Source organism: Mesobacillus jeotgali (assembly GCF_031759225.1).
Lineage (GTDB): Bacteria > Bacillota > Bacilli > Bacillales > Cytobacillaceae > Mesobacillus > Mesobacillus jeotgali_B.
In genome coordinates, this window is sequence record NZ_CP134494.1 from 1,416,198 (window position 1) to 1,439,732 (window position 23,535).

Sequence of the window (23,535 nt, forward strand, 5' to 3'; positions counted from 1 at the left end):
TTTGCAGAACAAAACAAAGTCCTTACTGCCGAAGGTGGTACAGAGTAAATGAAGCAGATAGATGGAGGGAAAGACTGTACTCTTACCCGGGGAGGTCTGATTGGAAAGCCAAGTACACTTGGTAACCTATCTAGCAATAGATAGCTGAACAATCAGAAGTCAGCAGAGGTCATAGTACTTTACCGGCTCGAGACGGTAAGGGAAGGACTGAACAATTAGGAAGAACGAGAACTAGGCATACAATTCCTGTGTAGAAGCAGACAATCCGAAAGGACTTACTTGAAGGAGGAAGTGGTGAATCCACAGGGGACTTCATGAGGGTGGAGCAGGAATAACATAATTAGATTTCTACGTTCACGTCGAAAGGAAATATCACATGTTAATGAATCTGATTCTATCACGGGAAAACTTAATAGAAGCACTTAAACGTGTGGAGAAGAACAAAGGGAGTCACGGCATAGATGGAATGTCCGTAAAATCCCTACGAAGACATCTCTATGAGAACTGGGACACCCTTTGTGATTCTTTAAGGAAAGGTACCTATCAACCTAACCCAGTACGTCGAGTCGAAATCCCGAAACCGAACGGTGGAGTAAGGTTACTTGGAATACCTACCGTGATAGATCGTTTCATCCAACAGGCAATCGCCCAAGTTTTAACTCCGCTTTTTGACCCAACCTTCTCGGAACATAGTTATGGGTTTAGGCCAAGCCGAAGAGGCCATGACGCTGTACGTAAAGCAAGGGGATATATAAGTGAAGGTTACAGATGGGTGATTGACATGGACTTGGAGAAGTTCTTTGACAAAGTGAATCATGACAAGCTGATGGGGATATTGGCAAGCAGAATCCAAGACCGATTGGTCTTGAAGCTAATTCGAAAATATCTCCAAGCAGGAATCATGATAAATGGTGTAGTCTACGATGCAGAAGAAGGAACACCACAAGGAGGTCCCCTGAGCCCTCTTCTTTCGAATATACTTTTGGATAAGCTTGATAAAGAACTAGAAAGGAGAGGTCACAAGTTTGTCCGATACGCCGATGATTGTAATATTTACATGAAATCGAAGAAAGCTGGAGAACGAGTAATGAACTCCATTACATGCTTCATTGAGCAGAAATTAAAGCTCAAAGTAAACAGAGGGAAATCAGCGGTTGACCGCCCGTGGAAACGAAAATTCCTTGGCTTTAGCTTTACGGTTAATAAGAAACCGAAGGTTCGAATAGCCAACGAAAGTGTTAAAAGGCTAAAAGCTAAAATACGAAAGTTAACATCCCGTTCTAAACCAATCCCCATGGAAGTTAGAATTGAGAAATTGAATCAATTTCTAACGGGATGGTGTGGATATTTTGCATTAGCTGATACACCAAGTAAATTCAAAGAATTTGATGAGTGGATTAGAAGAAGACTCCGTATGATTGAATGGAAACAATGGAAGAACCCGAAGACAAGAGTAAGAAAACTCAAAAGTCTTGGCGTTCCAGACCAAAAGGCATACGAATGGGGAAATTCCAGAAAGAAATTTTGGAGAATTGCCTCAAGTCCAATCTTACACAAAACCCTCGATAACTCTTATTGGAGTCATCGAGGGCTCAAAAGTCTATATCAAAGATATGAATTTCTACGTCACACTTAATTGAACCGCCGTATACCGAACGGTACGTACGGTGGTGTGAGAGGTCGGGGGTTAGTCACCCCCTCCTACTCGATTAATTCATGACTGGGCAGGTTGTCAGCCAAACGCCCGATACGCATGTTCTATATCCATTATGATAGACGTACCTAGTGCATTGCCAGCATGTGTAACCAGCTTGACTGACTTCTGTAGCAGGCTGGTAATCCTGGACAGGACTGGTGCTCCTATTTTGGTTTTGTGAAGAAGAGGCAATGACAGAACCTGAAAAAATGAGCAAAAATACGAAAGTTAACATGAAAAGTTTTTGCATGGTGCATCCCCCTTATTTTTATAGAATTGTACAATAGCAATCTTTGTAAAAAATTTACTATTATTAATAAATTACGGAAGGGGAGATGGAATTAGAATAGGACAAAATGTTTATTCATTAAAAGACCACTTTAGAACTAGAAACAGAGCAGTAATTTTCCCCATGAAAATAGCCCGTAACATACGGACTAAATCAGGTCATGTCTATTGCATTTTTTCAAGTGGGGCTTCCTCAATAATTTCACTGACCGCTACATGATTTTCCTTCCAATCACGGAACCTTTCAAGGTCAGTTGTGATTTGTTTCAGAACAAAACCGATTACAGCGGCGTCATCGACAATTCCAAGCCCGATGAGGAAATCTGGAATTAAATCAATGGGGGAGACGAAGTAAATAATCGAAGCGATGATTGTCACAATAGATCTGGTAGGTATTTTTCGGTATTCTCCTCGACGCCAGGCTCCTATCAAATCAAACAGCAGCTGCAGGTTGTCCCAAATTCCGGCAAGAGAACCTTTATGATCATCAGCTTTTTTGCTGGCATCCTTCATTAGAATGTCGGTTTTCTCAGGTTTCTTTATATACTCTTTTGCTTTAGATTCAAACTTTTTATAGCCTTCTTCAAGCTTCTTTGGTCCTAACATACCAAGAACCCCTTCCTGCATATATTCTTTATCTTTTATTTTTACCCTTTACCTGCTTTTCTCAAAACATCTCTAGTAATTGGTAAATTTTTATCCTGACAGCTAGTAGAAGTAAAACCTCGTTTCAATTCAGTTGTTTTGGGAAATTTAAAGGGAGATTAAAAAAAGTTGACTAATCATGTATATACAAGTAAAATGAAAACGTAATCAACATGTATATACAAGGAGATTGATGAGTTCTTATTTTTATAGGAAATGAAAACGGTAACAGGAGGAGAAAACTATGGATCGACAAGCAGTTGAACAGATTATTGAAGCTGTCGGGGGCAAAGAAAACATTGCTGCTGCCACCCACTGTGTTACAAGGCTGCGTTTTGCCTTGAAGGATGAAGGAAAAGTGGATAAAGAAAAACTGGAGAATAGTGATCTTGTAAAAGGATCTTTTTCCGCAAACGGCCAGTATCAGGTAGTTATTGGACAGGGACTGGTTGATAAGGTTTACGCAGAAATGGTTGCGATTACAGGAATTGGTGAAGCTTCGAAAGAAGAAATCAAAGATGCTGCAGCTCAAAACTTGAACCCTCTTCAAAGGGCAATAAAGACACTTGCTGACATTTTCATCCCAATCCTGCCGGCTATTGTCACTGCTGGTCTGTTGATGGGGATCAATAATATCCTGACTGGTAAGGATATCTTTTTTGAAGGCAAGGCACTGATTGATGTTTACACTGGCTGGGCTGATTTTGCCAGCATCATCAACTTGATTGCTAATACAGCATTCGTATTCCTGCCAGGCTTGATTGGCTGGAGTGCTGTCAATAAGTTTGGCGGAAGTCCGCTTCTTGGTATTGTATTGGGACTCATGCTTGTGCATCCGGACCTGCTGAACGCGTGGGGTTACGGGGCGGCACAGCAAGAAGGGGAGATCCCAGCGTGGAACTTGTTTGGATTGACCATTGAGAAAGTAGGCTATCAAGGACAGGTATTACCAGTATTGTTAGCATCTTATGTTCTTGCGAAGATGGAAATTTTCCTGCGCAAGCGTATCCCTGATGCGTTCCAACTGTTGACAGTGGCTCCGATTGCTTTATTGGTAACAGGTTTCCTATCATTCATCGTAATTGGGCCGATCACTTTTGCAATCGGTAACTTGATCACAAACGGCGTCGTAGGAATTTTCGATGCAGTACCTGCTATCGGCGGCCTTATTTATGGTGGTTTATATGCCCCACTAGTTATCACTGGTATGCACCATACCTTCCTGGCTGTGGATTTACAGCTGATCGGATCAATCGGCGGAACATTCCTATGGCCGATGGTAGCCCTATCCAATATCGCGCAGGGATCAGCAGCTTTTGCCATGATGTTTGCTGAGAAGAACAATGAAAAATTAAAAGGTCTGTCCATGACATCGGGAATTTCAGCTTGGCTGGGAATCACTGAGCCAGCTATGTTCGGTGTGAACCTTCGCTACAGATATCCATTTATCGCAGCGATCATCGGTTCAGCAATCGCGGGAATCGTCATCACCCTTCGCGGAGTCATGGCACCATCAATCGGTGTAGGCGGATTGCCAGCTTTTCTTTCCATCTTCACAGAGTTCTGGGGAGTTTTCTTCATCGGCATGGGAATCGCGATTGTCGTACCTTTCGTGCTGACATTCATTATGGCTAAAACTAGAAAGAAAAAAGAAGCATAATCGCAACTAGAGAGTAAATCCTGATGGAGGTGGATATTTTATCATGACTGAACCATGGTGGAAAAAGTCGGTTGTCTATCAAATCTATCCAAAGAGTTTTTATGATACAACTGGCAATGGAACAGGCGACCTGCCGGGGATTATCGCCAAGCTGGATTATTTGAAAGAGCTGGGAGTGGACGTGTTATGGCTGACGCCAGTCTATGATTCACCGCAGCGAGATAATGGCTACGATATAAGAAATTATTATCAAATATATGAAGAATACGGGACGATGGATGACTTCGACCGTATGCTTGAGGAAGCACATTCACGCGGCATCAAAATTATCATGGATTTAGTCGTGAACCACTCATCAACTGAGCATGAGTGGTTCCAGGATGCCTTGAAATCCAGGGACAGCCGTTACCGCAATTATTATATCTGGAAAGACCCAAAGGAAGACGGAAGTGCACCTACTAATTGGGAATCCAAATTCGGCGGGAATGCATGGGAATATGATGAGGCAACAGGACAATATTACCTTCATTTATTCGATGTGACACAGGCTGATCTGAATTGGGAAAATGAACAGGTCCGCAATGATGTTTATGAAATGATGCATTATTGGTTTAAAAAAGGGATTGATGGCTTCAGGCTTGATGTTATTAACCTAATTTCAAAGGATCAGGAATTCCCTGATGATGATGGCTCGGTACCTCCGGGAGATGGCCGGAAATTTTATACAGATGGACCAAAGGTGCACGAGTATTTGCAGGAAATGAATTCTGAGGTTCTTTCTAAGTATGACAGTATGACGGTTGGCGAGATGTCATCTACAACGATTGAGAACTGCATCAAATATTCGAATCCTGAGCGGAACGAATTAAGCATGACCTTCAACTTCCATCACTTAAAGGTGGACTATGAGAATGGTGACAAGTGGACTCTTGCTGATTTTGATTTTCTAGCCCTTAAACGGATCCTGTCTTTATGGCAGGTGGAAATGCACAAGGGAGGCGGTTGGAATGCCCTGTTCTGGTGCAATCATGACCAGCCGAGGGTCGTTTCCCGTTATGGAGATGATGGTCAATACCGCCTTGAATCAGCTAAAATGCTGGGAACCGCAGTGCATATGCTGCAGGGGACACCTTATATCTATCAGGGTGAAGAAATCGGCATGACCAATCCATATTTTAAAAAAATCGAGGATTACCGGGATGTTGAATCCTTGAATATTTATAAAATGAAAATGGAAGAAGGCATGTCCAAGGAGAAGATCCTTAAGATTTTGCAAAGCAAGTCGCGAGACAACTCGAGGACTCCTGTACAATGGAATGCAGAAAAGCATGCAGGATTTACAAGCGGTACTCCATGGATCAGTGTTGCCGGAAATTATCAAACGGTGAATGTTGAAAATGCGCTCGCAGATGAAAATTCAGTGTTTTATCATTATAAAAAGCTGATACAATTGCGGAAGCAATATGACATCATCACCTATGGAGATTATCAGCTGATTCTTGAGGAAGATCCTGAAATTTTTGCTTATGTCAGAAACGGACAGGATGAAAAACTGCTTGTCGTTAATAATTTTTATGGAAAAGATACTGTTTTTGAACTGCCAGAGACTGTAGAGGCAGATGGATATAAGGTGGAGATTCTGCTCTCGAACTATCAAGATTCTGGGGAAGATGTATCACGGATTAAACTTCGTCCTTACGAATCGGTTATTTATTATTTAAATAAATAAGAATGAAAAGTGGAGGCCCTTTGTGGTCTCCACTTTTTTTAAGTTTTTGGAATTTGTAGAGAATAACAGCCATTTCGTAGAAATCCATAGTGAAGTTATAGAGAATCATTGTAGAGATTCACATCCCTGATAGTACGGGATTAATATCCATATGCATTGTTGAACTGCGATAATGGACGATTCTCTTATTCCCAGTATGCTAAAGCAGGTTTGATGTTCATTTCTGGGTGGAAAAAGTAAGTTAAGAGACGATCCCAAATGAAATGAGGTTTATGCTATGATTCCGATTCAATCAAATATAGACGGAAAAGAGCTTACTGTAGGAGAATTGAAACAAAAACTAGGACCGCTTGGTTTCAATGTCAATGGCCAGTGGGAATATGACCATGCGTACATTGACTACAAATTGAATGATGACCATGGTGACCGCCAATACGTACGGATTCCATTCAAGTCAACGGGAGGTCCGCTGGATGATGAAGGCACATTCGTGCAGATTGGGACGCCGTTCCTGCTGGATCATCAATTTGAGACAGATGTTGATGAGGAAGGCAATATCGGTGCACTAACCGGCTCCTTAAACCAATTTAAAGCTCCTGCTGACAAGGATGCTCCATTCCCAAAGGAACTTGTTGAAAGAGGGGAAGCACTGATCAACAGGGCCGAACAGGCATTAGGTGTTTAATAGTGTAGAGGAGGCAGCTTCCATTTCAGGGAGCTGTCTTTTATGTGGATTTTCTATTGGACAATACTACTGCTTCCTTTAAAAATGCTATACTGGAAACCATAAGTTACATATCGGAGCGTGAATATTGCCATGGAACATAAATTGTATTATCGGGATGCATACTTAAAAAAGTTTTCTGCGGAATTGATTGAGCAAAAAGAAGATACCGCAGGAAGGAAGTATGTCACCCTTTCAGAGACCGCTTTTTATCCGACTGGCGGCGGACAGCCATTCGATACTGGATACCTGAATGGAATTGAGGTAGTGGATGTCGAGGAGGTTGACGACGAGATCCGTCATTACATAAAAGATAGTTTAGTTGTATGTGATCATATTGAAGGGGAAATAAATTGGGAGCGCAGATTTGACCATATGCAGCAGCATGCCGGGCAGCATATTCTTTCCGCAGCATTTGAGGAGATGTATGGTTATAAAACGGTGAGCTTCCATCTTGGTAAAGATACATTGACAATTGACCTTGACACAGAAAGGCTAGTTGCTAAAGAGGCGGCAAAGGTAGAGGAACTGGCTAACCAGGTGATTCTCGAAAACCGCCCAATTATCACTAAATGGGTTGATGAAGAAGAATTGAAGCTGTACAGGCTTAGGAAAGAGTTATCAGTATCACATAATATCAGGCTCGTCATCATACCTGACTTTGACTATAATGGCTGTGGCGGAACACATCCAAACAGCACTGCAGAGGTTGGCTCGTTGAAAATCCTCGGTTGGGAAAGACAAAAGAAAATCGTCCGTGTTGAGTTTGTTTGCGGCCAGAGGGTAATAAACCAGCTTGGCAAAAAACATGAAATCATCAAGGAACTTACAGTCCAGCTCAATGCACCAGAACAGGATTTGAGTGCAGCAGTAAATCGGCTCCTTGGACAAAAGAAAGAACTTGAAAAGTCTGTTGAAGAATTGAAGGAAAAATTATTAAAATTCGAGGCAGCAGAGATTATCAGGGCAGGAAAAACCGATATCGTGAGCACTGTATTTCAGGACAGGAGCATTCAGGAACTTCAAAAGCTGGCCAGGCTGCTGGCAGTGGATGCAGAAGAAAAGGTATTTTTGCTTGTGTCTGAAAATAAAGACAAGCTGCAGTTTGTGTTGGCAAAGGGAAAGAATGCAGAAGGCAATTTGAAGGAATGGGCAAAGGAGGCCCTGTCCCTTATTGAGGGAAAGGGAGGCGGAAACGAAACCCTCGTACAGGGCGGAGGCAAGTTGATTTCTGGTGAAGAATTCATCAGGAAGGTTACCGGATTTATCCAATCTTGTGAATAGAATATGAAATATCAAAACGATTTTAAGGCAGATAGATCTAGTTCTAAAGTGGTGAATTCTTACGAAAAATCATCTTAACTACTATTTTTACTGTTGCATCATGAAAAACACCGACTTATAACCTAATTTTGACATTGTAATTGGTTATTAATGAAAGTTTTACCATTTAAAAATAGGTTTAACTCCCTCATAATGGAATTCAACCAGAGAAATAGGGGGAATCAGAATGTTTGAAGTTGAAAGAGGATCTGTAGAAGAGGCAATCATGATTCTGCAAAATCTCGGTCTTAAAGTGAATGAATACGAGAAGACGAATTCAATGATTCCAGTAGAAAAATATAAAGAGTTATTGGAATTCACGATTGCAGTAGCAAGGAAAACAAATGAGATAACTGTTACTATAGATGAAATGATGGATGACATAGCAGAAAAAATGTAATTGGGTATAGACGGAGCAGCCAGAAAAATTTTGGCTGCTCTTTTTGCTTGTTTGGTAAGAAACTTTACTGAGTTTTATCAATGTATTCAAACAGAAAGGATTGTCCATTTCGGTAAAAGCGTGGGTCGTATACTCCCAATCTATCTCCGTCGTCAACAATCACGACAAAAGGCGACCATTCAGTAAGTGTCTTAGCTTCAGGCTTCTTAGTGAATAAATCATTGAGGTCTGCATTCTCAGCAGAAGTTAGCTCATATTGAAGGGTTCTTTCTTTAAATAGGTTATCGTTAAAAATGGTGACTTCATCATTATTTTTGGCAATGACCGTATATGTCCATGGAATGAAACCTGCTGAGAGGGCAATTTGCTCATATTCTTCCTCATATTGATTATATAAAATCCATCCCTGGACACTTTGGATCACAACGTGCAGAGCTATGAACATCCAAGCTAGTTTGAAGTAGGCTGGACTTTTTAGCTTATTGAACTTTGAAGCAACAAATGCTGTGCCAAGAATCACCCAGAATACGAAGTCAATGATGGGGATCGTCCCAAATGTGACTCTGATATTGGAAAATGGCTCGAGATAGCCAGTTCCCCATGCGTTGAATAGATCGCTTGTATTATGGATGACGACTGCCAGCCACCCCAGGAAAAAAAGTTTTACATCTTTTACTTTAAATAGAAGGAAAGATAGTAGAATAAATAAAGCGGCCCATAATGGGGTCAGGAAAATCGAGTGGGTGATGCCGCGGTGCCACATCTGGTAAAGTCCTTCTTGATCCCAGAGTTGTGAAATGACATCAATGTCCGGAATCTGGCTTGCGCCGACTGCGGTGAGCAGATAGGCTCGCTTTTGCGATTTTTCCATATGTTTTTTATCAACGGCGCCATACAAGGCTAAACCGAAAAGTGTATGTGTAATTGAATCCATGTTGCACCTCCTGAAGCTATTATAAACGGTAAAGGAAAATTTTTAAAAGTTCTGATATGCATTTGCAGGATTGCAAACTTACCGCCAGAAAGATAAGATTAAATTTATGAGGATTTTCCCTTTAAACAGAAAGGAAACATATAATCATGAAAAAATTAAGAGATGAAGTACAATCGCGAAGAACATTCGCGATTATTTCCCACCCGGATGCCGGGAAAACGACGCTTACGGAAAAATTGCTGTTATTCGGCGGCGCAATCCGTGATGCTGGTACGGTAAAAGCAAAAAAGACAGGGAAGTTCGCGACGAGTGACTGGATGGAAATCGAGAAGCAGCGTGGAATTTCCGTAACCTCCAGTGTCATGCAATTTGAGTATGATGGCTTCAAGGTCAACATTCTTGACACTCCAGGCCACCAGGATTTCTCTGAGGATACCTATAGAACATTAACTGCGGTCGACAGTGCCGTGATGATCATTGACTCCGCAAAGGGTATTGAGGACCAAACTCTGAAGCTTTTTAAGGTTTGCCGAATGAGAGGAATTCCAATCTTCACTTTCATCAACAAGCTGGACCGTCAGGGGAAAGCGCCACTGGAACTTTTAGCTGAATTGGAAGAGGTGCTTGGGATTGAATCATATCCGATGAACTGGCCAATTGGCATGGGCAAGGAGTTCCTCGGAATCTATGACCGTTTCAACAAACGGATCGAGCAGTTCCGTGTAGATGAAGACCAACGCTTTATTCCATTAAATGAAGAAGGCGAAATAGATGGAGACCATTCTATGAAAGAGTCTTCCTTGTATGACCAGACATTAGAAGAAATCATGCTATTGGATGAGGCGGGAAATGAGTTTTCCAAGGAACGGATTGCCGATGGAACATTGACACCTGTATTTTTCGGAAGTGCCCTTACGACTTTCGGTGTCCAAACATTCCTGGATTCTTATCTGCAATTTGCTCCAGAGCCACAGCCAAGGAATTCGACGGCAGGGGAAATTGATCCACAATCAGAAGAGTTTTCTGGGTTCATTTTTAAAATACAGGCGAACATGAACCCTGCCCACCGCGATAGAATTGCTTTTCTCCGCATCTGCTCTGGCAAGTTTGAACGAGGTATGACCGTCCAGCTTAGCCGTACAGGAAAAGCAATGAAACTTGCGCAATCAACCCAGTTCATGGCTGATGATCGCAGTACCGTTGAGGAAGCTGTTGCAGGTGACATCATCGGGCTTTACGATCCGGGCACATACCAGATTGGCGATACGATCGTTTCTGGCAAGGAAGGATTCCAATATGAAAGGCTTCCGCAGTTCACACCAGAATTATTCGTAAGGGTTACTGCCAAGAACGTCATGAAACAGAAGCATTTCCACAAAGGGATCCAGCAGCTTGTACAGGAGGGGGCCATTCAGCTATTCAAGACCTTGAAGACGGAAGAGTACCTCCTTGGCGCTGTAGGCCAGCTTCAATTCGAAGTATTCGAAGCAAGGATGCGAAATGAATATAATGTTGAAGTCCTGATGGAAAGACAGGGTTCGAAGATTGCACGCTGGATTGAAGGCGATGATGTTAACGAAAACCTGTCCAGCTCAAGAAGCCTGCTTGTGACGGACCGTTATGACAAAAAAGTTTTTCTATTCGAGAATGAATTTGCTTTAAGATGGTTCCAGGACAAGAATCCAGAAGTAAAACTTTATAATCCTATGGATGCTTCATAAAAGCTAGAGCCGGCATTTCAATGCCGGCTCTTTTTTTATAGACATCTATACGAAGGCATTGCAAAATTTCAACTTTAGAAGTAGAAATCTATTGACATTTCCCAGGCCAGGTACTATATTAATATTATTCTATAACGCTTTTATGCATAAAAGCGTTTAAGTACAAAAGTTAACGAACAGTGCGGACAGAAATTAGTAGAATCCCCATGAGCAGCAAAAAGAAACTGGATGGTTGCTGAAAATCCAGGCAATGGCTGATTCGAATTACACCTGTCGTGAACAGGCACTGTTAATGAAGTGGGCAGATTTTGTTTGCCAATTAGGGTGGTACCGCGGAGCTCCTTCGTCCCTAGACTTAGTGGAGCTTTTTGTATTTTACTTCTAATTGGGGGAATCATCATGTTAAACCAAAACCAGACCATTACACTGAAAACTTCAGAGGCAGCTGCTGTCATATTTTTGCTTCTGACAGGAATCGGTTATGGCATGATAAAACTGGAATTAATGCCACATATTCCGGTCCTGGCGGGGATCGGCTTTTTGATCCTTTATGGATTGTTGAAAAAAATCAAGATGTCTGAGCTTGAACAAAGTATGATTGACGGTGCAAAGGCTGGGCTCGGTGCTGTAATGATTTTTTTCTTCATTGGGATGCTGGTCAGCAGCTGGATTGCTGCAGGAACCATACCTACATTGATTTATTTTGCATTTGAGTTAGTGACTGGAAAGTGGTTTTATGCGATTGTCTTTATCGTCACATCTGTTATTGGGTTGAGCATTGGCAGTTCACTGACAACCTCCGCGGTAATCGGTGTCGCGTTCATCGCTGTCAGTGAAACACTGGGCTTCTCATTGGCAATCACAGCTGGTGCAGTAGTTTCGGGTGCATTCCTGGGGGATAAAATGTCACCGCTATCGGATACGACGGTCCTGGCGTCTTCTACTGTGAAAGTCGATCTATTTGAACATATTAAAAATATGTCCTGGACAACGGTACCTGCGTTCGTCATTTCAGTTGTCTTGTTCGCTTCCTTGTCGCCAGAATTAAGTTCAGCTGACTTTACGAAACTAAAAAATTTAAAAAATACTCTCCTAGAGATGAATCTTGTCCACTGGTACTCGCTCATTCCGCTGGGGATCCTTGCGATTCTTGCCGTGAAAAAAGTATCTTCTATACTAACACTTGGAGCAGGTACGGTTTCCGCAATGATCATCAGTATGATGGTTGTCCCTCAAAAAGATTGGGGGTCGCTTCCAGGAATTCTATACACAGGGTATGTTTCTGAAAGTGGAAACAAGCAGCTAGATTCGCTGTTATCCCGCGGGGGACTTGAAAGTATGTTTTTTTCAGTATCCCTTGTACTTCTCGCCTTAAGCATGGGAGGATTGCTGTTTAAGCTCGGCGTTCTTCCTGCTCTATTGAAAGGGCTCGCCGGCAATCTTGAAAAGGTGCCTGTCCTGATTGGTTCCACAGCTTTATCTGCGATTGGAATCAACTTTTTGATTGGTGAGCAATATCTCTCGATCATTTTAACCGGGAACACATTTGCAGGCCATTTTGAAAAAGCAGGACTTCATCCGAAAAATCTTTCCCGTGTCCTGGAGGATGCCGGGACTGTACTTAACCCGCTTGTTCCCTGGAGTGTATGCGGCGTGTTCCTCACTAGCGTCCTAGGAGTCAGCACGATGGAGTATCTACCATTTGCGTTCTTTTGTTTACTGTCACCAGTATTGACACTGGCGGCAGGATTTACTGGCATAACCTTATCGAATACTGGGAAAAATGCGGTGGCATAAGCTGCCGCTTTTTTGTTGCTTTCATAATGTTAATTATGTGCACGAACTCGATGGCAAAGCAGGAAACCAGGAACAAAAAAGGGATATATCCGAACTCGGTGGCAAAGCAGAAAACGCGTAACATAAGAAGTATATATGTGCCCGAACAGTTTTGACTCGGACCATGATCTTTTAGTTGAAATAGATGATAATACTATACGCCTAAAATTTTCATTAATCACTTGTTTCATATAAAATGGAAGGTATGCTTACGCTAAACGAATGTTAAAAATTGTTCTTTTAAATTGCATACTGGATAGTTGAAATATCCACCGTGCTTCACTATATTTAGGATGGTAGAATAATAACCGTCCGGTCAGTCATTGTGTTTATTGCCGAAAGGAGTTCGCATATGAAAATCAGTAATTTTTCAATCAGAAGACCTGTTTTTACATTAGTGACCATGTTTTTGGTCCTGATACTTGGGGTTGTTTCATTGATGAGGATTCCTCTGAAACTGATTCCGGATATAAATCCTCCTGTTGGGGTCGTTGTGACCAATTATCAGGGAGCAAGTCCGCAGGAAGTAGTCGAAAAGGTCACTAAGCCACTTGAAGCGAATCTGGCTACGCTTCCAGGAATCAAGACGATGACATCGACATCACAGGAGGGTGCCAACCTTATCCTGATGCAGTTTTCATGGACAACCAATATTGATGATATTCAGGATGAGGTCATCCAAAGGCTGGATATGACACCGATTCCGGACGATGCGAATAAGCCAAGATTCATGAAATTCGATCCATCTCAATTTCCAGTCATCCAGTTATCATTAAGCTCAGACCAGGATGAATCCGCACTAAGGGAACTGGCCGAAGAGCTGGAATTGGAGCTCACAAAGGTTGATGGAGTGGCAAGTGTCAATTTATCCGGTACATCCATCCAGGAAGTAAGGGTGGAACTCGACCAGGAGAAGTTAAGGGACTACAAGCTGAGCCAGTCTGATATTGTCGACCTGATCAGGGCGAATGATGTTTCGATGCCAGGCGACACGATTTTGACAGATGGCAAGGAACTGACGACCAGGATCATCAGCACTTTGGATTCAGTAGATACCTTGAAGAATCTGACAGTATTCAATAATCCTTTGACAAAGCAAAAGGTCACACTAGAGGATGTTGGAAAGGTTGAACTGCAGAAACAGGATGATAACACTATTACAAGGACGAATCAATCTCCCTCTGTTCTGCTGAGTGTACTCCAGCAATCCGATGCCAATACTGCAGAAGTTTCTGAGGCTTTTCTTAAGGAATTGGAGACCTTGCTAGAAAGGGATAAATACTCCGGAATCGAGTCGGGGGTCCTCTTTGACCAAGGTGATTATATCAAAATGGCGATTGGCAATATTTCCAATTCCCTGATTGTCGGGGGATTGCTTGCGATGGCCGTCCTGTTCTTCTTCCTGAGAAATGTAAAGAGTCCACTGATCATAGGGATTGCGATTCCATATTCAGTCATCTTTACCTTTGTATTAATGTTCTTTGCAGATTTCACTCTTAATATCATGACACTTGGCGGGCTGGCACTCGGGATAGGAATGCTAGTTGATAATGCCATTGTCGTCATCGAAAATATTTATCGCCATCTTTCAATGGGCAAAGATCCGAAAACTGCTGCCAGGGATGGAGCCAAGGAGGTAGGAGCGGCCATTACTGCTTCTACTCTAACGACTGTTGCTGTGTTTTTGCCGGTCGTATTCATTTCGGGTATCATCGGCGAGTTGTTTACAGAGTTTGCATTGACGATCTCTTTCAGTTTATTTGCTTCCTTAGTAGTAGCATTGACCGTCGTTCCTATGTTGGCGAGCAGGCTGTTGAAGGCGCCAAAGAAAAACATGGAAGCAAGAAGGCAGCGTTCAGGATCGATGAGAGGTTTGGAAAAATCGATCAGGTGGGCTCTCCGCCATCGTTTCATTGTCATCCTGGTCACTTTGCTCATGCTCGCCGGAGGCGGTTATGGACTGACAACAGTAGGAACTCAGTTTATTCCTCCTACTGATGAAGGATTCTTCAGCATCAGGGTGAATCTCGAAAATGGGGCGGCTCTTTCAGAAACTCAAAAGGTCATGACAGCACTCGAAGATAAATTGAAAGATAAAGAAGATGTCGATGTCTATGTAAGTTTGATCGGCACTACTCAAGAGGCATCATTCAGGGGCACGACAAATGCAAATGTCGGTGAGCTTTATGTAAAGATGGATGATCTTGAAGAACGGGAAATCAGTACATTCCAGTTTGTCGATGATGTAAAAAAAGAGCTGGAACAAGCTGCGGCAAATTCAAACAGCTCTGCTGAACTTAATTTTAATATGCAGTCCACATCCGGGTCCGCGCCGAACACCCTGACTTTCAACGTTCGAGATTCCAGTGAAAAACGGCTGAATGAGTCAGTGGATCGAATAGCTGATTCATTAAGGGAACTTGATGATGTCAATGAACTCACTACAAGCAAGAATGAAACAGTCGAGGAAATTCAAATAACTGTGGACAGGGAAAAGGCACTTGCCCAGGGACTTGCACCAGCTCAGATTGCCATGGTCGTCAACAATGTGACCAGAGGGGATATGGCGACGCAAATGCCTGGGAATGATGGTGAAATTCTTGGTGTATATGTGGAATATGACAGTGAAGTAACGGAGAATATCGATAAGCTGAAACAGCTTTTAATCAAAAAGCCTGATGGGAATTACGTCACTCTTGGACAGGTGGCTAATATTGAAACAGGAAGCGGTCCTGTCAAAATTCAGAGAATCAATCAGCAGGGTGCAGTTGAATTCACGATGAAATACAAATCCTCAACGAATCTTGGCGATATTTCCAAAAAGGTTGATGAAAAGATAGAAGAACTTGACTTGCCGGAAGAAACGGAAGTTGTCTTCAGTGGAGATAGGGAGCTGCTCGAGTCTTCAATTGATGATCTTGTTTTGGCGTTCGTTCTGGCAATCATCTTGATTTACCTTGTCATGGCGGCTCAGTTCGAGTCATTGAAGTATCCTTTTGTCATCATGTTTACGGTTCCGTTAATGGTAATTGGTGTTGCGGTGGCACTGACAGCAACCAGGACACCAGTCAGCTTGACAGTGATTATCGGAATCATTGTGCTTGCTGGTATTGTTGTTAACAATGCGATAGTGATCGTTGACTATATTAACCAGAAGAAAAAGCGTGGATTGATTCCGCATGAAGCGATTGTCCTTTCGGTTAAGGATAGGACACGGCCTATCCTGATGACGGCGCTGACGACGATCCTGGGTCTGCTCCCGCTAGCCCTTGGTGTCGGGGAAGGGACAGAAATCAATCAGCCAATGGGAATTACGGTCATTGGCGGCTTGATCAGCAGTACCTTCCTGACACTGTTTGTCATTCCGGTGGTCTATAGCTTCTTTGATAAGGATTATCGAAGAAGAAATAAAATGTATGCGACCCCAGATGGACATCTTGTTCCAGCCTACCTGCTAAAAGAGCATACAGAGTCAGGTTATTCAGAGGTTGAAGGAAAACACACATCCTTTCAAAAAGGGAAGTATTCGAAAGAAGAAATGGCGGGAATGTTAGAAGAGCTTCTTGAACTCATAAAAGAAGATGAAGATTCAAATCATGATTTAAGAAGAAGAAGATAATATGAAGATGCCTGGCAAAGATCAATGCCAGGCATTTTTTCTTTTTTGAAAACAGCTACTTTATGACGACACTGAAAATGAGGGGCTTAATCGAGGCTTTGGCCCCCGTTATCCATCGTATTTTTCTGAATAGTCAGGAAAGTTATTGCGGTTGTCTGCTCCAATCGTTAAAATATAGCTAATTAACGTTGAGGAGGACATTCATGGAGTACGGATACTTTTTTACAGGATTTCCGGGTTTCATAAGCAATCAATTGATTCGAGAGGTTTTGCGGAAAAATGAGTGTAACGGAAAGGTTCATGTACTAGTACTGCCTAATATGTTTGATCAGGCAAATACTGAGAGAGCAGCGATCATTCAAGAGTTCAATCTGTCGGAGAGCCAGTTTGAGATCATTAAAGGTGACATTACTGCCAGTGGCCTGGCTATCGACCAAGAGATACAGGCTCAACTCGAATCAGAAGTAACACATGTTTTCCATCTGGCAGCCATATATGACCTGGCAGTGCCAAAGGATATTGCCTATCGTGTCAACGTAGAGGGTACCAGGAACGTCAATGATTGGTCGAAGTCATTAAAGAATATCCAGCGATATACTTACTTCAGCACTGCTTTTGTTGCCGGCAAACGGGAAGGTATCTTGTACGAGAATGAATTAATCAAGCCCCCCGGTTTTAAAAACTTTTATGAAGAAACTAAATATGAAGCAGAAGTCCTTGTAGAGGCATTGAAATCTGAAGTGCCTGTGACAATCATCAGGCCTGGGATTGTGAAGGGGCATTCAAGAACAGGAGAAACCATCAAGTTTGATGGCCCTTATTTTATCATGAATTTTATCGACCGCCTCAGCTTCATGCCATTTTTGCCAAAGCTCGGAAAGGGCGAGAGTGTTGTCAATCTGGTTCCGGTGGATTATATTATTGAGGCCACAACCTATTTATCATTTGTTGATAAGGGAGCAGGGAAAACATATCATCTTACAGACCCTAAACCATATAAGGTATCTGAGCTTTACGCCATGATGATGTATGAACTGATGAAAAAGCAGCCAAAAGGAGCCGTTCCGCTCGCTCTGGCAAAAGGAGGACTCAATTTCAAGGTGCTCAGGAGGTATCTTGGAGTCGAAAAGGAAGCACTTGATTATTTTACATGGAAGGGAAGTTTTGATTCCTCCCAGGCTCAGGAGGACTTAAAGGATTCAGGAATAAGATGCCCAGATTTCAAGGAAGGAATTGCTGCTATGGCGGCTTTCTACCAAGAGAACAAACATAAAAGACAATTCCAGATCAATATATCTTAAATTTAATGATTTTTGGCAGGTGAATGAACATGCATTCAGTTAAAGAGGTACAAAAGATATCTGTTGTGGCACCAGCGACTGGAAAGGTTATAGCCGAAATCGAAGAGACGCCTGTCCAAGAAGTTCCATTCCTGTACCAGGGGGCAAGGGATGGTTTTTCATATTGGAGCAGCCTGGCCATTTCTGAGCGTACCCGGTACTTGAGGAAGCTGAAACAGCTGATGGTAGAGGAAATGGACGAGATTGCAAAAATCATCTCAGAAGATACCGGCAAGGTGTTGACAGAATCAATCGTGGCGGATATTATGCCGACTCTTGATGCAATCGATCATATTATCAGACATGCGGAAAAGGTATTAAGCCGGAGAAAGGTAAAAACACCATTGTTGCTTTTCGGCAAAAAATCCTTTGTTGAATATATGCCACGTGGTGTCGTACTTGTTATTTCTCCATGGAATTACCCGCTTCAGCTGGCAATGGTTCCGATGATCAGTGCACTTGCAGGTGGCAATTCTGTCATTTTAAAACCATCAGAAGTGACTCCGCTTGTGGGGAAATGCATCGAGGATTTGTTCAAGCGCTGCGGCTTCCCTGAAGGAACCGTCCAGGTTGCTCATGGCGGAAAAGAAGTAGGTGCTGCTTTTACTGCGGGTAAGCCAGACTATATCTTTTTTACAGGCTCTGTCCGGACAGGAAAAATCATCCAGCAGCAGGCTGCGAAAGATTTAATTCCAACGACCCTGGAGCTTGGAGGCAAGGACCCGATGATCGTATTTGGGGATGCAAACATCGATAGAGCGGTAAAAGCAGCAGCCTGGGGCGCATTCACAAATAGCGGCCAGGTTTGCATGAGTGCAGAGCGATTGTATGTTGAACGGTCAATCTATGGCAAGTTCCTTGAGAAATTGAAAAAAGAAGTCAATTCCCTTCAGCAAGGGAGTGATATCGATGCGGACGTCGGATCCATGACGTTCCCTGGTCAGAAAGACGTTGTGAAAGCTCAGCTGGATGAAGCACTTGAACGAGGAGCGAAATTGGAAACAGGATTGAAACCTTCTGACTGGAAGGGCGACATGTTTTTGCCGCTGACAGTTGTTACTGAAGTGAAGCAGGATATGAAAATCATCCAGGAAGAATCTTTCGGCCCATTGCTTCCTGTTGTCCCATTCGATACAGAAGAAGAAGCCATTACCTTTGCAAATGGTACTGTATTTGGTCTGAATGCCAGTGTCTGGACTAATGATAAAGCCAAGGCTCGCCGTGTCGCTTCCAGGCTTGTGTCTGGAGCTGTCGTCATCAATGATGTACTCATTACAGTGGCAAACCACGGCCTGCCGTTTGGAGGGACCAAGGAGAGCGGCATAGGCAGGTATCATTCTGAAGCAGGATTAAGGATCTTTTGTCATGAAAAAGCCATCATGGAAGACATGGGTTTCATGAAATCGGAAATACAATGGTACCCATATAAAGGTAAATATCCGTTATTCCTGAATTTATTCAAAAGCTATTTTTCCGAAAAAAGAGATTGGTTTTCCTTTGTGAAAAACTATATCGCCCTATTAAAGAACAATAAATAATCATTGGCCGTCCCGGTATATTTGGGGCGGTTTTCTTTGTTCATTAAATAAGGTAAAAGATGTAATCCAAAATAAGTTTAACAATTAACTGGAAAAATGATAAATCTAAGCACAATTTGGACAATCTAAAACAAGTAGCAAGTTGAAGCGGAATTTTAAAAGCGTGTGTCCTTTTGACAACGTGGAGACCTGGGGACTCATAAAGTACTAATAATATGACTAAAGGATGAAACGTGACGTGGCGATTAAAAAGAACTTAACCAAACTAGAAGCGGTAATGTGGAGCATCGCACTGCCAGGGTTTGCTCAGTTACTGACTGGAAACCTTGTCAAGGGGATCTTCTTTGTCATACTCGAGTTCCTTGTTAATGTGAATAGCAATTTTAACAAAGGAATCATGTACAGCTTCCTCGGGGAGACTGAGAAGGCAATGCATGTGCTTGACTATCAGTGGCTGATGTTTTATCCATGTTTATATATGTTCGCCATGTGGGATGCGTATAGAAGCGTCATGCCAGAGGAGGAAAAAATCACCTTTTTGCCTTTTGCATTTTCTGCTTATTTTGTAACTGTTGGTTTGATGATCTCACCAAAGGTTAAAATATTCGGCCTCTTTCCAGGACCCGTATTTCTTCCAATGCTTTTTGTCATTCCAGGCGTACTCACCGGATTCCTCATCAGGAAGTTATTACTCAAGTTTTATTATAACTAGGTTTTTGGAACGCTAAATTTCGTAATAATTTACTCTATAACAACAATCTTCTAACACTTCAGTCATATTTTTGGCTGAAGCTTTTTATTTTTTTTGAAAAAACCCCCATAACATACTTAGCACAAACGTAACTTTGTAGTGATTAAAGCGGCCGCTCCCAAAACTTACGAGGTGAAATGAGAATGAAGAAACTTTCTAACCAAGAGATGAAAAAAATTGCCAAGAGTACATTGGCTTTAGTGCTAGCTGGAACATTTACTTTTTCGCCAATCGCAATGGCAGAAGAAAACAATTCTGAGATCGAGACTGTTGAATTGCAGAATGTCAGCCCGGAAGAGATTGAAGAAGCTAAGACTCAGGTTGACGAGCTTGAAGAAACAAATCCATCTTTGATTCCTGGCGACTTCTTCTACTTTGCGAAAATTGCATTGGAGAAAATAAGGCTCGCTTTTACATTTGATAATGCTAAAGAAGCAGAATTGCTTGCTACATATGCTGCAGAACGCCTTCAAGAGGCGGGAGCATTGTTCGCTGAAGGGAAAGAAGAAGAAGCGCTTCAAGTAATCGAAGCTGCTGTTCAGTACATGGAAACTTCCCAGGATATTGTAGACGAAGAAGCTCCAAAGGAAGATGATGCTGAGTCAGAAGAGGAAACAGAAGTGGAAGATGGCGCCGCCTCTGATGAAAATGCAGAAGAAACAACTCCAGAAGACTCGGCTGAAGACGTGGAAGAGCCTGGCGATGATGAAGTCACTGAAGAGCCAGGTGATGAAGTAGTGGAAGAAGGTTCTGAAGAAGAAGTTGAAAGTGAAGATCCCTTCGAACAGATTGAAGGAATGCTTAGACAAAATATCATTGCATTGAAAGCAGCAATGGAGCATGTTGGCAATGACAATGCCAGAGCGCAGCTTCAAAAGAATATTGACAAGACATACGCAAAAATGGCAAAAAAATTGGCTAAATTAGAGGGAAAGTATGCTGAAAAACCAGTTGAGGAAGAAGTAGAAACAACTGAACCAGTTGAATTAGAACCAATTGTTGAGCCAGACCTTCTCCCAACACCTGTTGTTGAGGAACCTGCAGATGAAACAATGCCTGTGAATGATGACACAACTGTAGTTCCGGTTGTATCGCCAAAAGTAGAAAAAGAAAAAGCGAAGCAAGAACGTAAAGGACAGAAGGCTGCTGAAAAGCAAGAACGCAAGGAAGCTCAGCATCAAAAGAAAGAAGAAAAACAACAGGCTAAACAGGAAAAGAAAGCAGAAAAGAAATCGAACAATCCTGGAAACAAAGGCAATGACAACGGCAAAGGTAACGGTAACGGAAAAGGTAACGATAAAAATTAGTCATAATGAACAATACACTCGAAAAGGTAGCCAAAACAGGCTATCTTTTCACTGCCTACCCACAGAAAGAGAAATTGACAAGCTGTGATATAATGTGGGGAGGAAAGAGGTGAGGCTATTGCTAAGTTTATTGTTCATGGCGAAGAAAAAGCGCAGGCCGCTGGAGGAAACAGTAGAAAAAATCCACCAGGGGGATGCTGCTTTAAGAGATGAATTAATTGATTCTTATAAGCCATTTATCGCAAAGACTGTTTCGTCTGTCTGCAAGAGATACATACATGAATCGGACGATGAATTTAGCATTGGCCTCATTGCTTTCAATGAGGCAATCCAAAAATATTCATCTGAAAAAGGGAATTCATTATTAAGCTTTGCAGAAGTCATGATTAAGCGGAGAGTAATTGATTATATCCGTCAGCAAAGCCGGAATCAAAATCTCAGCTTCCATATATCGAATGACCCAAATGAGGAAGAACAGCAGAGGTCGACGATTGAAGATGAACTTTCTCTCGATGATTTCCGGAAAAAAACAGAACAGGAAATTAGAAGAGAAGAAATCATCCAATTTCAAGCTGTACTGAAAGAATTTGATTTGTCTTTCCAGGATCTGCTCGAGCAGTCGCCTAAGCATGCGGATGCCCGGAAGAACGCGATGCTTGTTGCAAAATCCATGGTTGAGAATGAGGAACTAAAGAATTTGCTTCTAGATAAAAAGCGCCTTCCGATCAAGCAACTGGAAGACATGGTCAAAGTAAGCAGAAAAACCATAGAGAGAAACAGAAAATATATTATTGCAATTGCACTTATATTAATTGGGGATTATGTATATTTAAAGGATTATATTAAAGGGGTGTTAGAGACATGAGAAAAGGGGTTATCCTCGAAATCAATGATCTTTACCTAACATTGTTGACCCCCGAAGGCGAGTTTTTACGGGCCCGAAAGCTTCAACAAGATTATCAGGTAGGAGAAGAAATTCATTTTTTTCCAGAAACGCAAGCAGTTAAAGAAAAGAAATTCAATCTATGGTTTTTAAATAGCTTCAAGGGGAAAACCATTGCACTTGCTGCGGCATTAATGCTTGTTATGACTGCACTCGTTCCTGCATATCAAAACGGCCAGGTGTACGCCTACATGTCCATTGATGTGAATCCAAGCATTGAATTGGCAGTCAATGATGAATTAAAGGTCCTGCGCATGAAAGGCTACAACCCTGAAGGGGAAGAAATCATCGGGAAAATAAAGGATTGGAAAAAGGAAGATGCGGCCAGGGTCGCAGAGATGATCCTCGAGGAAATCGAGGAAGATGGATTCTTTAAAGAAAAAAATGATGTTGTCATCGCAACAGTTCATAATAAGAAGGCAAAAGAATCTGTAGACCGGGTTTTAGAAAAGAAGATTTCTGAAATTAAAAGTTCAGTACAAAAAGAAGACCTGGATTTAAAGGTAATGGAAGCAACAAGTGAAGAAAGGGAGAAGGCAAAAAAGCAGGGAATCACAATTGGTGTCTATAAAGAAAAGCAAAAATCGAAGCCTGCCGCAAAGCCGGCTGATAAAGGTCAAAACGCCAAGCCAGAGCCTGTGAAGAAAGATCTGCCTGCACCTTCTGTTGCTCCACAGCCAGAAAAGAAGATACCGCCAGGTCAGTTAAAGAAGAATGATCCTGAAAGTGAAAGCGGGAAAGCGAAACAAGAAAAGCCGTCTCTCCCTGAACAAAGCAGGGGAAACAACAATAGTGATAAAAACAATCGTGGTCAGGATAACAACAAGCATTCTGATACAGGCAATAAGCCTAATAAAAATATTGCTCATAACGGAAAACAATATAAAAATGAAAAAAAGCCTAATTCACAAAAAGGGCCTACTGAGAACAACAGAGGCCAATCAGGTAAAAAGCAAGCCATTCAGGGTGAAAACAAAGGCAATAATGGTAAAAAATAGCCAGTATTTTAAAAGTCCGGATTTCGATCCGGACTTTTTTCCATGTCATATTCAATTGTTTGGGACGTAATGGAAATCTTATA

18 protein-coding genes are annotated in these 23,535 nt (G+C 42.1%); 15 read left to right on the forward strand and 3 right to left on the reverse strand.

What is annotated here, in order from left to right; translation table 11 throughout:
* Positions 1–376: 376 nt before the first annotated feature.
* Positions 377–1,636 carry a group II intron reverse transcriptase/maturase gene (gene ltrA, locus RH061_RS07000; RefSeq protein WP_311070432.1) on the forward strand — a complete coding sequence of 420 codons (1,260 nt, stop codon included), beginning with the start codon at positions 377–379 and terminating at the stop codon, positions 1,634–1,636.
* Positions 1,637–1,709: 73 nt separating this feature from the next.
* On the opposite strand, the gene RH061_RS07005 is transcribed toward ltrA, so the two are convergent.
* Positions 1,710–1,946: a hypothetical protein gene (locus RH061_RS07005; protein ID WP_311074922.1), complete on the reverse strand. Its 237-nt coding sequence runs from the start codon at positions 1,944–1,946 to the stop codon at positions 1,710–1,712.
* A gap of 203 nt (positions 1,947–2,149) precedes the next feature.
* A complete protein-coding gene (locus RH061_RS07010) occupies positions 2,150–2,590 on the reverse strand; it encodes a YkvA family protein (RefSeq protein WP_311074924.1) in 441 nt (146 codons plus the stop codon).
* Between the two features lie 283 nt (positions 2,591–2,873).
* On the opposite strand from RH061_RS07010, the gene treP reads away from it, so the two are divergent.
* The 5 genes from treP (at position 2,874) to RH061_RS07035 (ending at position 8,465) form a co-directional block, all read left to right on the forward strand.
* Positions 2,874–4,289, forward strand: coding sequence for a PTS system trehalose-specific EIIBC component (gene treP, locus RH061_RS07015; RefSeq protein WP_311074926.1), 1,416 nt, complete (start codon positions 2,874–2,876; stop codon positions 4,287–4,289).
* Positions 4,290–4,332: 43 nt separating this feature from the next.
* Entirely contained in the window at positions 4,333–6,018 is a 1,686-nt protein-coding gene (gene treC / locus RH061_RS07020; protein WP_311074927.1) for an alpha,alpha-phosphotrehalase, read from the forward strand.
* Between the two features lie 277 nt (positions 6,019–6,295).
* Positions 6,296–6,703 (forward strand): YugN family protein, encoded by a 408-nt coding sequence (locus tag RH061_RS07025; RefSeq protein ID WP_311074929.1) that lies wholly within the window; start codon positions 6,296–6,298, stop codon positions 6,701–6,703.
* A 132-nt stretch (positions 6,704–6,835) separates the two neighbouring features.
* On the forward strand, positions 6,836–8,026 hold the full coding sequence (locus RH061_RS07030; RefSeq protein WP_311074931.1) for an alanyl-tRNA editing protein: 1,191 nt from the start codon (positions 6,836–6,838) through the stop codon (positions 8,024–8,026).
* A 226-nt stretch (positions 8,027–8,252) separates the two neighbouring features.
* Positions 8,253–8,465 (forward strand): hypothetical protein, encoded by a 213-nt coding sequence (locus tag RH061_RS07035; protein ID WP_311074932.1) that lies wholly within the window; start codon positions 8,253–8,255, stop codon positions 8,463–8,465.
* 64 nt (positions 8,466–8,529) lie between these two features.
* On the opposite strand, the gene RH061_RS07040 is transcribed toward RH061_RS07035, so the two are convergent.
* The gene (locus tag RH061_RS07040; protein WP_311074934.1) at positions 8,530–9,399 is read right to left on the reverse strand and encodes a metal-dependent hydrolase; all 870 of its coding nucleotides are present in this window, start codon (positions 9,397–9,399) and stop codon (positions 8,530–8,532) included.
* 146 nt (positions 9,400–9,545) lie between these two features.
* Between RH061_RS07040 and RH061_RS07045 the strand changes: the two genes are divergently transcribed.
* The 9 genes from RH061_RS07045 (at position 9,546) to RH061_RS07085 (ending at position 23,452) form a co-directional block, all read left to right on the forward strand.
* On the forward strand, positions 9,546–11,120 hold the full coding sequence (locus RH061_RS07045; RefSeq protein WP_311074936.1) for a peptide chain release factor 3: 1,575 nt from the start codon (positions 9,546–9,548) through the stop codon (positions 11,118–11,120).
* A 399-nt stretch (positions 11,121–11,519) separates the two neighbouring features.
* On the forward strand, positions 11,520–12,917 hold the full coding sequence (locus RH061_RS07050) for a Na+/H+ antiporter NhaC family protein (protein ID WP_311074938.1): 1,398 nt from the start codon (positions 11,520–11,522) through the stop codon (positions 12,915–12,917).
* 391 nt (positions 12,918–13,308) lie between these two features.
* Positions 13,309–16,575, forward strand: coding sequence for an efflux RND transporter permease subunit (locus RH061_RS07055; protein WP_311074941.1), 3,267 nt, complete (start codon positions 13,309–13,311; stop codon positions 16,573–16,575).
* Between the two features lie 203 nt (positions 16,576–16,778).
* The gene (locus RH061_RS07060; protein WP_311074943.1) at positions 16,779–17,876 is read left to right on the forward strand and encodes an SDR family oxidoreductase; all 1,098 of its coding nucleotides are present in this window, start codon (positions 16,779–16,781) and stop codon (positions 17,874–17,876) included.
* 29 nt (positions 17,877–17,905) lie between these two features.
* Positions 17,906–19,453 carry an aldehyde dehydrogenase family protein gene (locus RH061_RS07065; RefSeq protein ID WP_311074945.1) on the forward strand — a complete coding sequence of 516 codons (1,548 nt, stop codon included), beginning with the start codon at positions 17,906–17,908 and terminating at the stop codon, positions 19,451–19,453.
* A gap of 277 nt (positions 19,454–19,730) precedes the next feature.
* Entirely contained in the window at positions 19,731–20,165 is a 435-nt protein-coding gene (locus RH061_RS07070; protein ID WP_311076313.1) for a hypothetical protein, read from the forward strand.
* Positions 20,166–20,347: 182 nt separating this feature from the next.
* The gene (locus RH061_RS07075) at positions 20,348–21,511 is read left to right on the forward strand and encodes a DUF5667 domain-containing protein (RefSeq protein ID WP_311074946.1); all 1,164 of its coding nucleotides are present in this window, start codon (positions 20,348–20,350) and stop codon (positions 21,509–21,511) included.
* Positions 21,512–21,629: 118 nt separating this feature from the next.
* The gene (gene sigI, locus RH061_RS07080) at positions 21,630–22,376 is read left to right on the forward strand and encodes an RNA polymerase sigma factor SigI (protein WP_311076314.1); all 747 of its coding nucleotides are present in this window, start codon (positions 21,630–21,632) and stop codon (positions 22,374–22,376) included.
* Positions 22,373–23,452 (forward strand): anti-sigma factor domain-containing protein, encoded by a 1,080-nt coding sequence (locus tag RH061_RS07085; protein WP_311074948.1) that lies wholly within the window; start codon positions 22,373–22,375, stop codon positions 23,450–23,452. Before sigI ends, RH061_RS07085 begins: the two co-directional genes overlap by 4 nt.
* Positions 23,453–23,535: the final 83 nt, after the last annotated feature.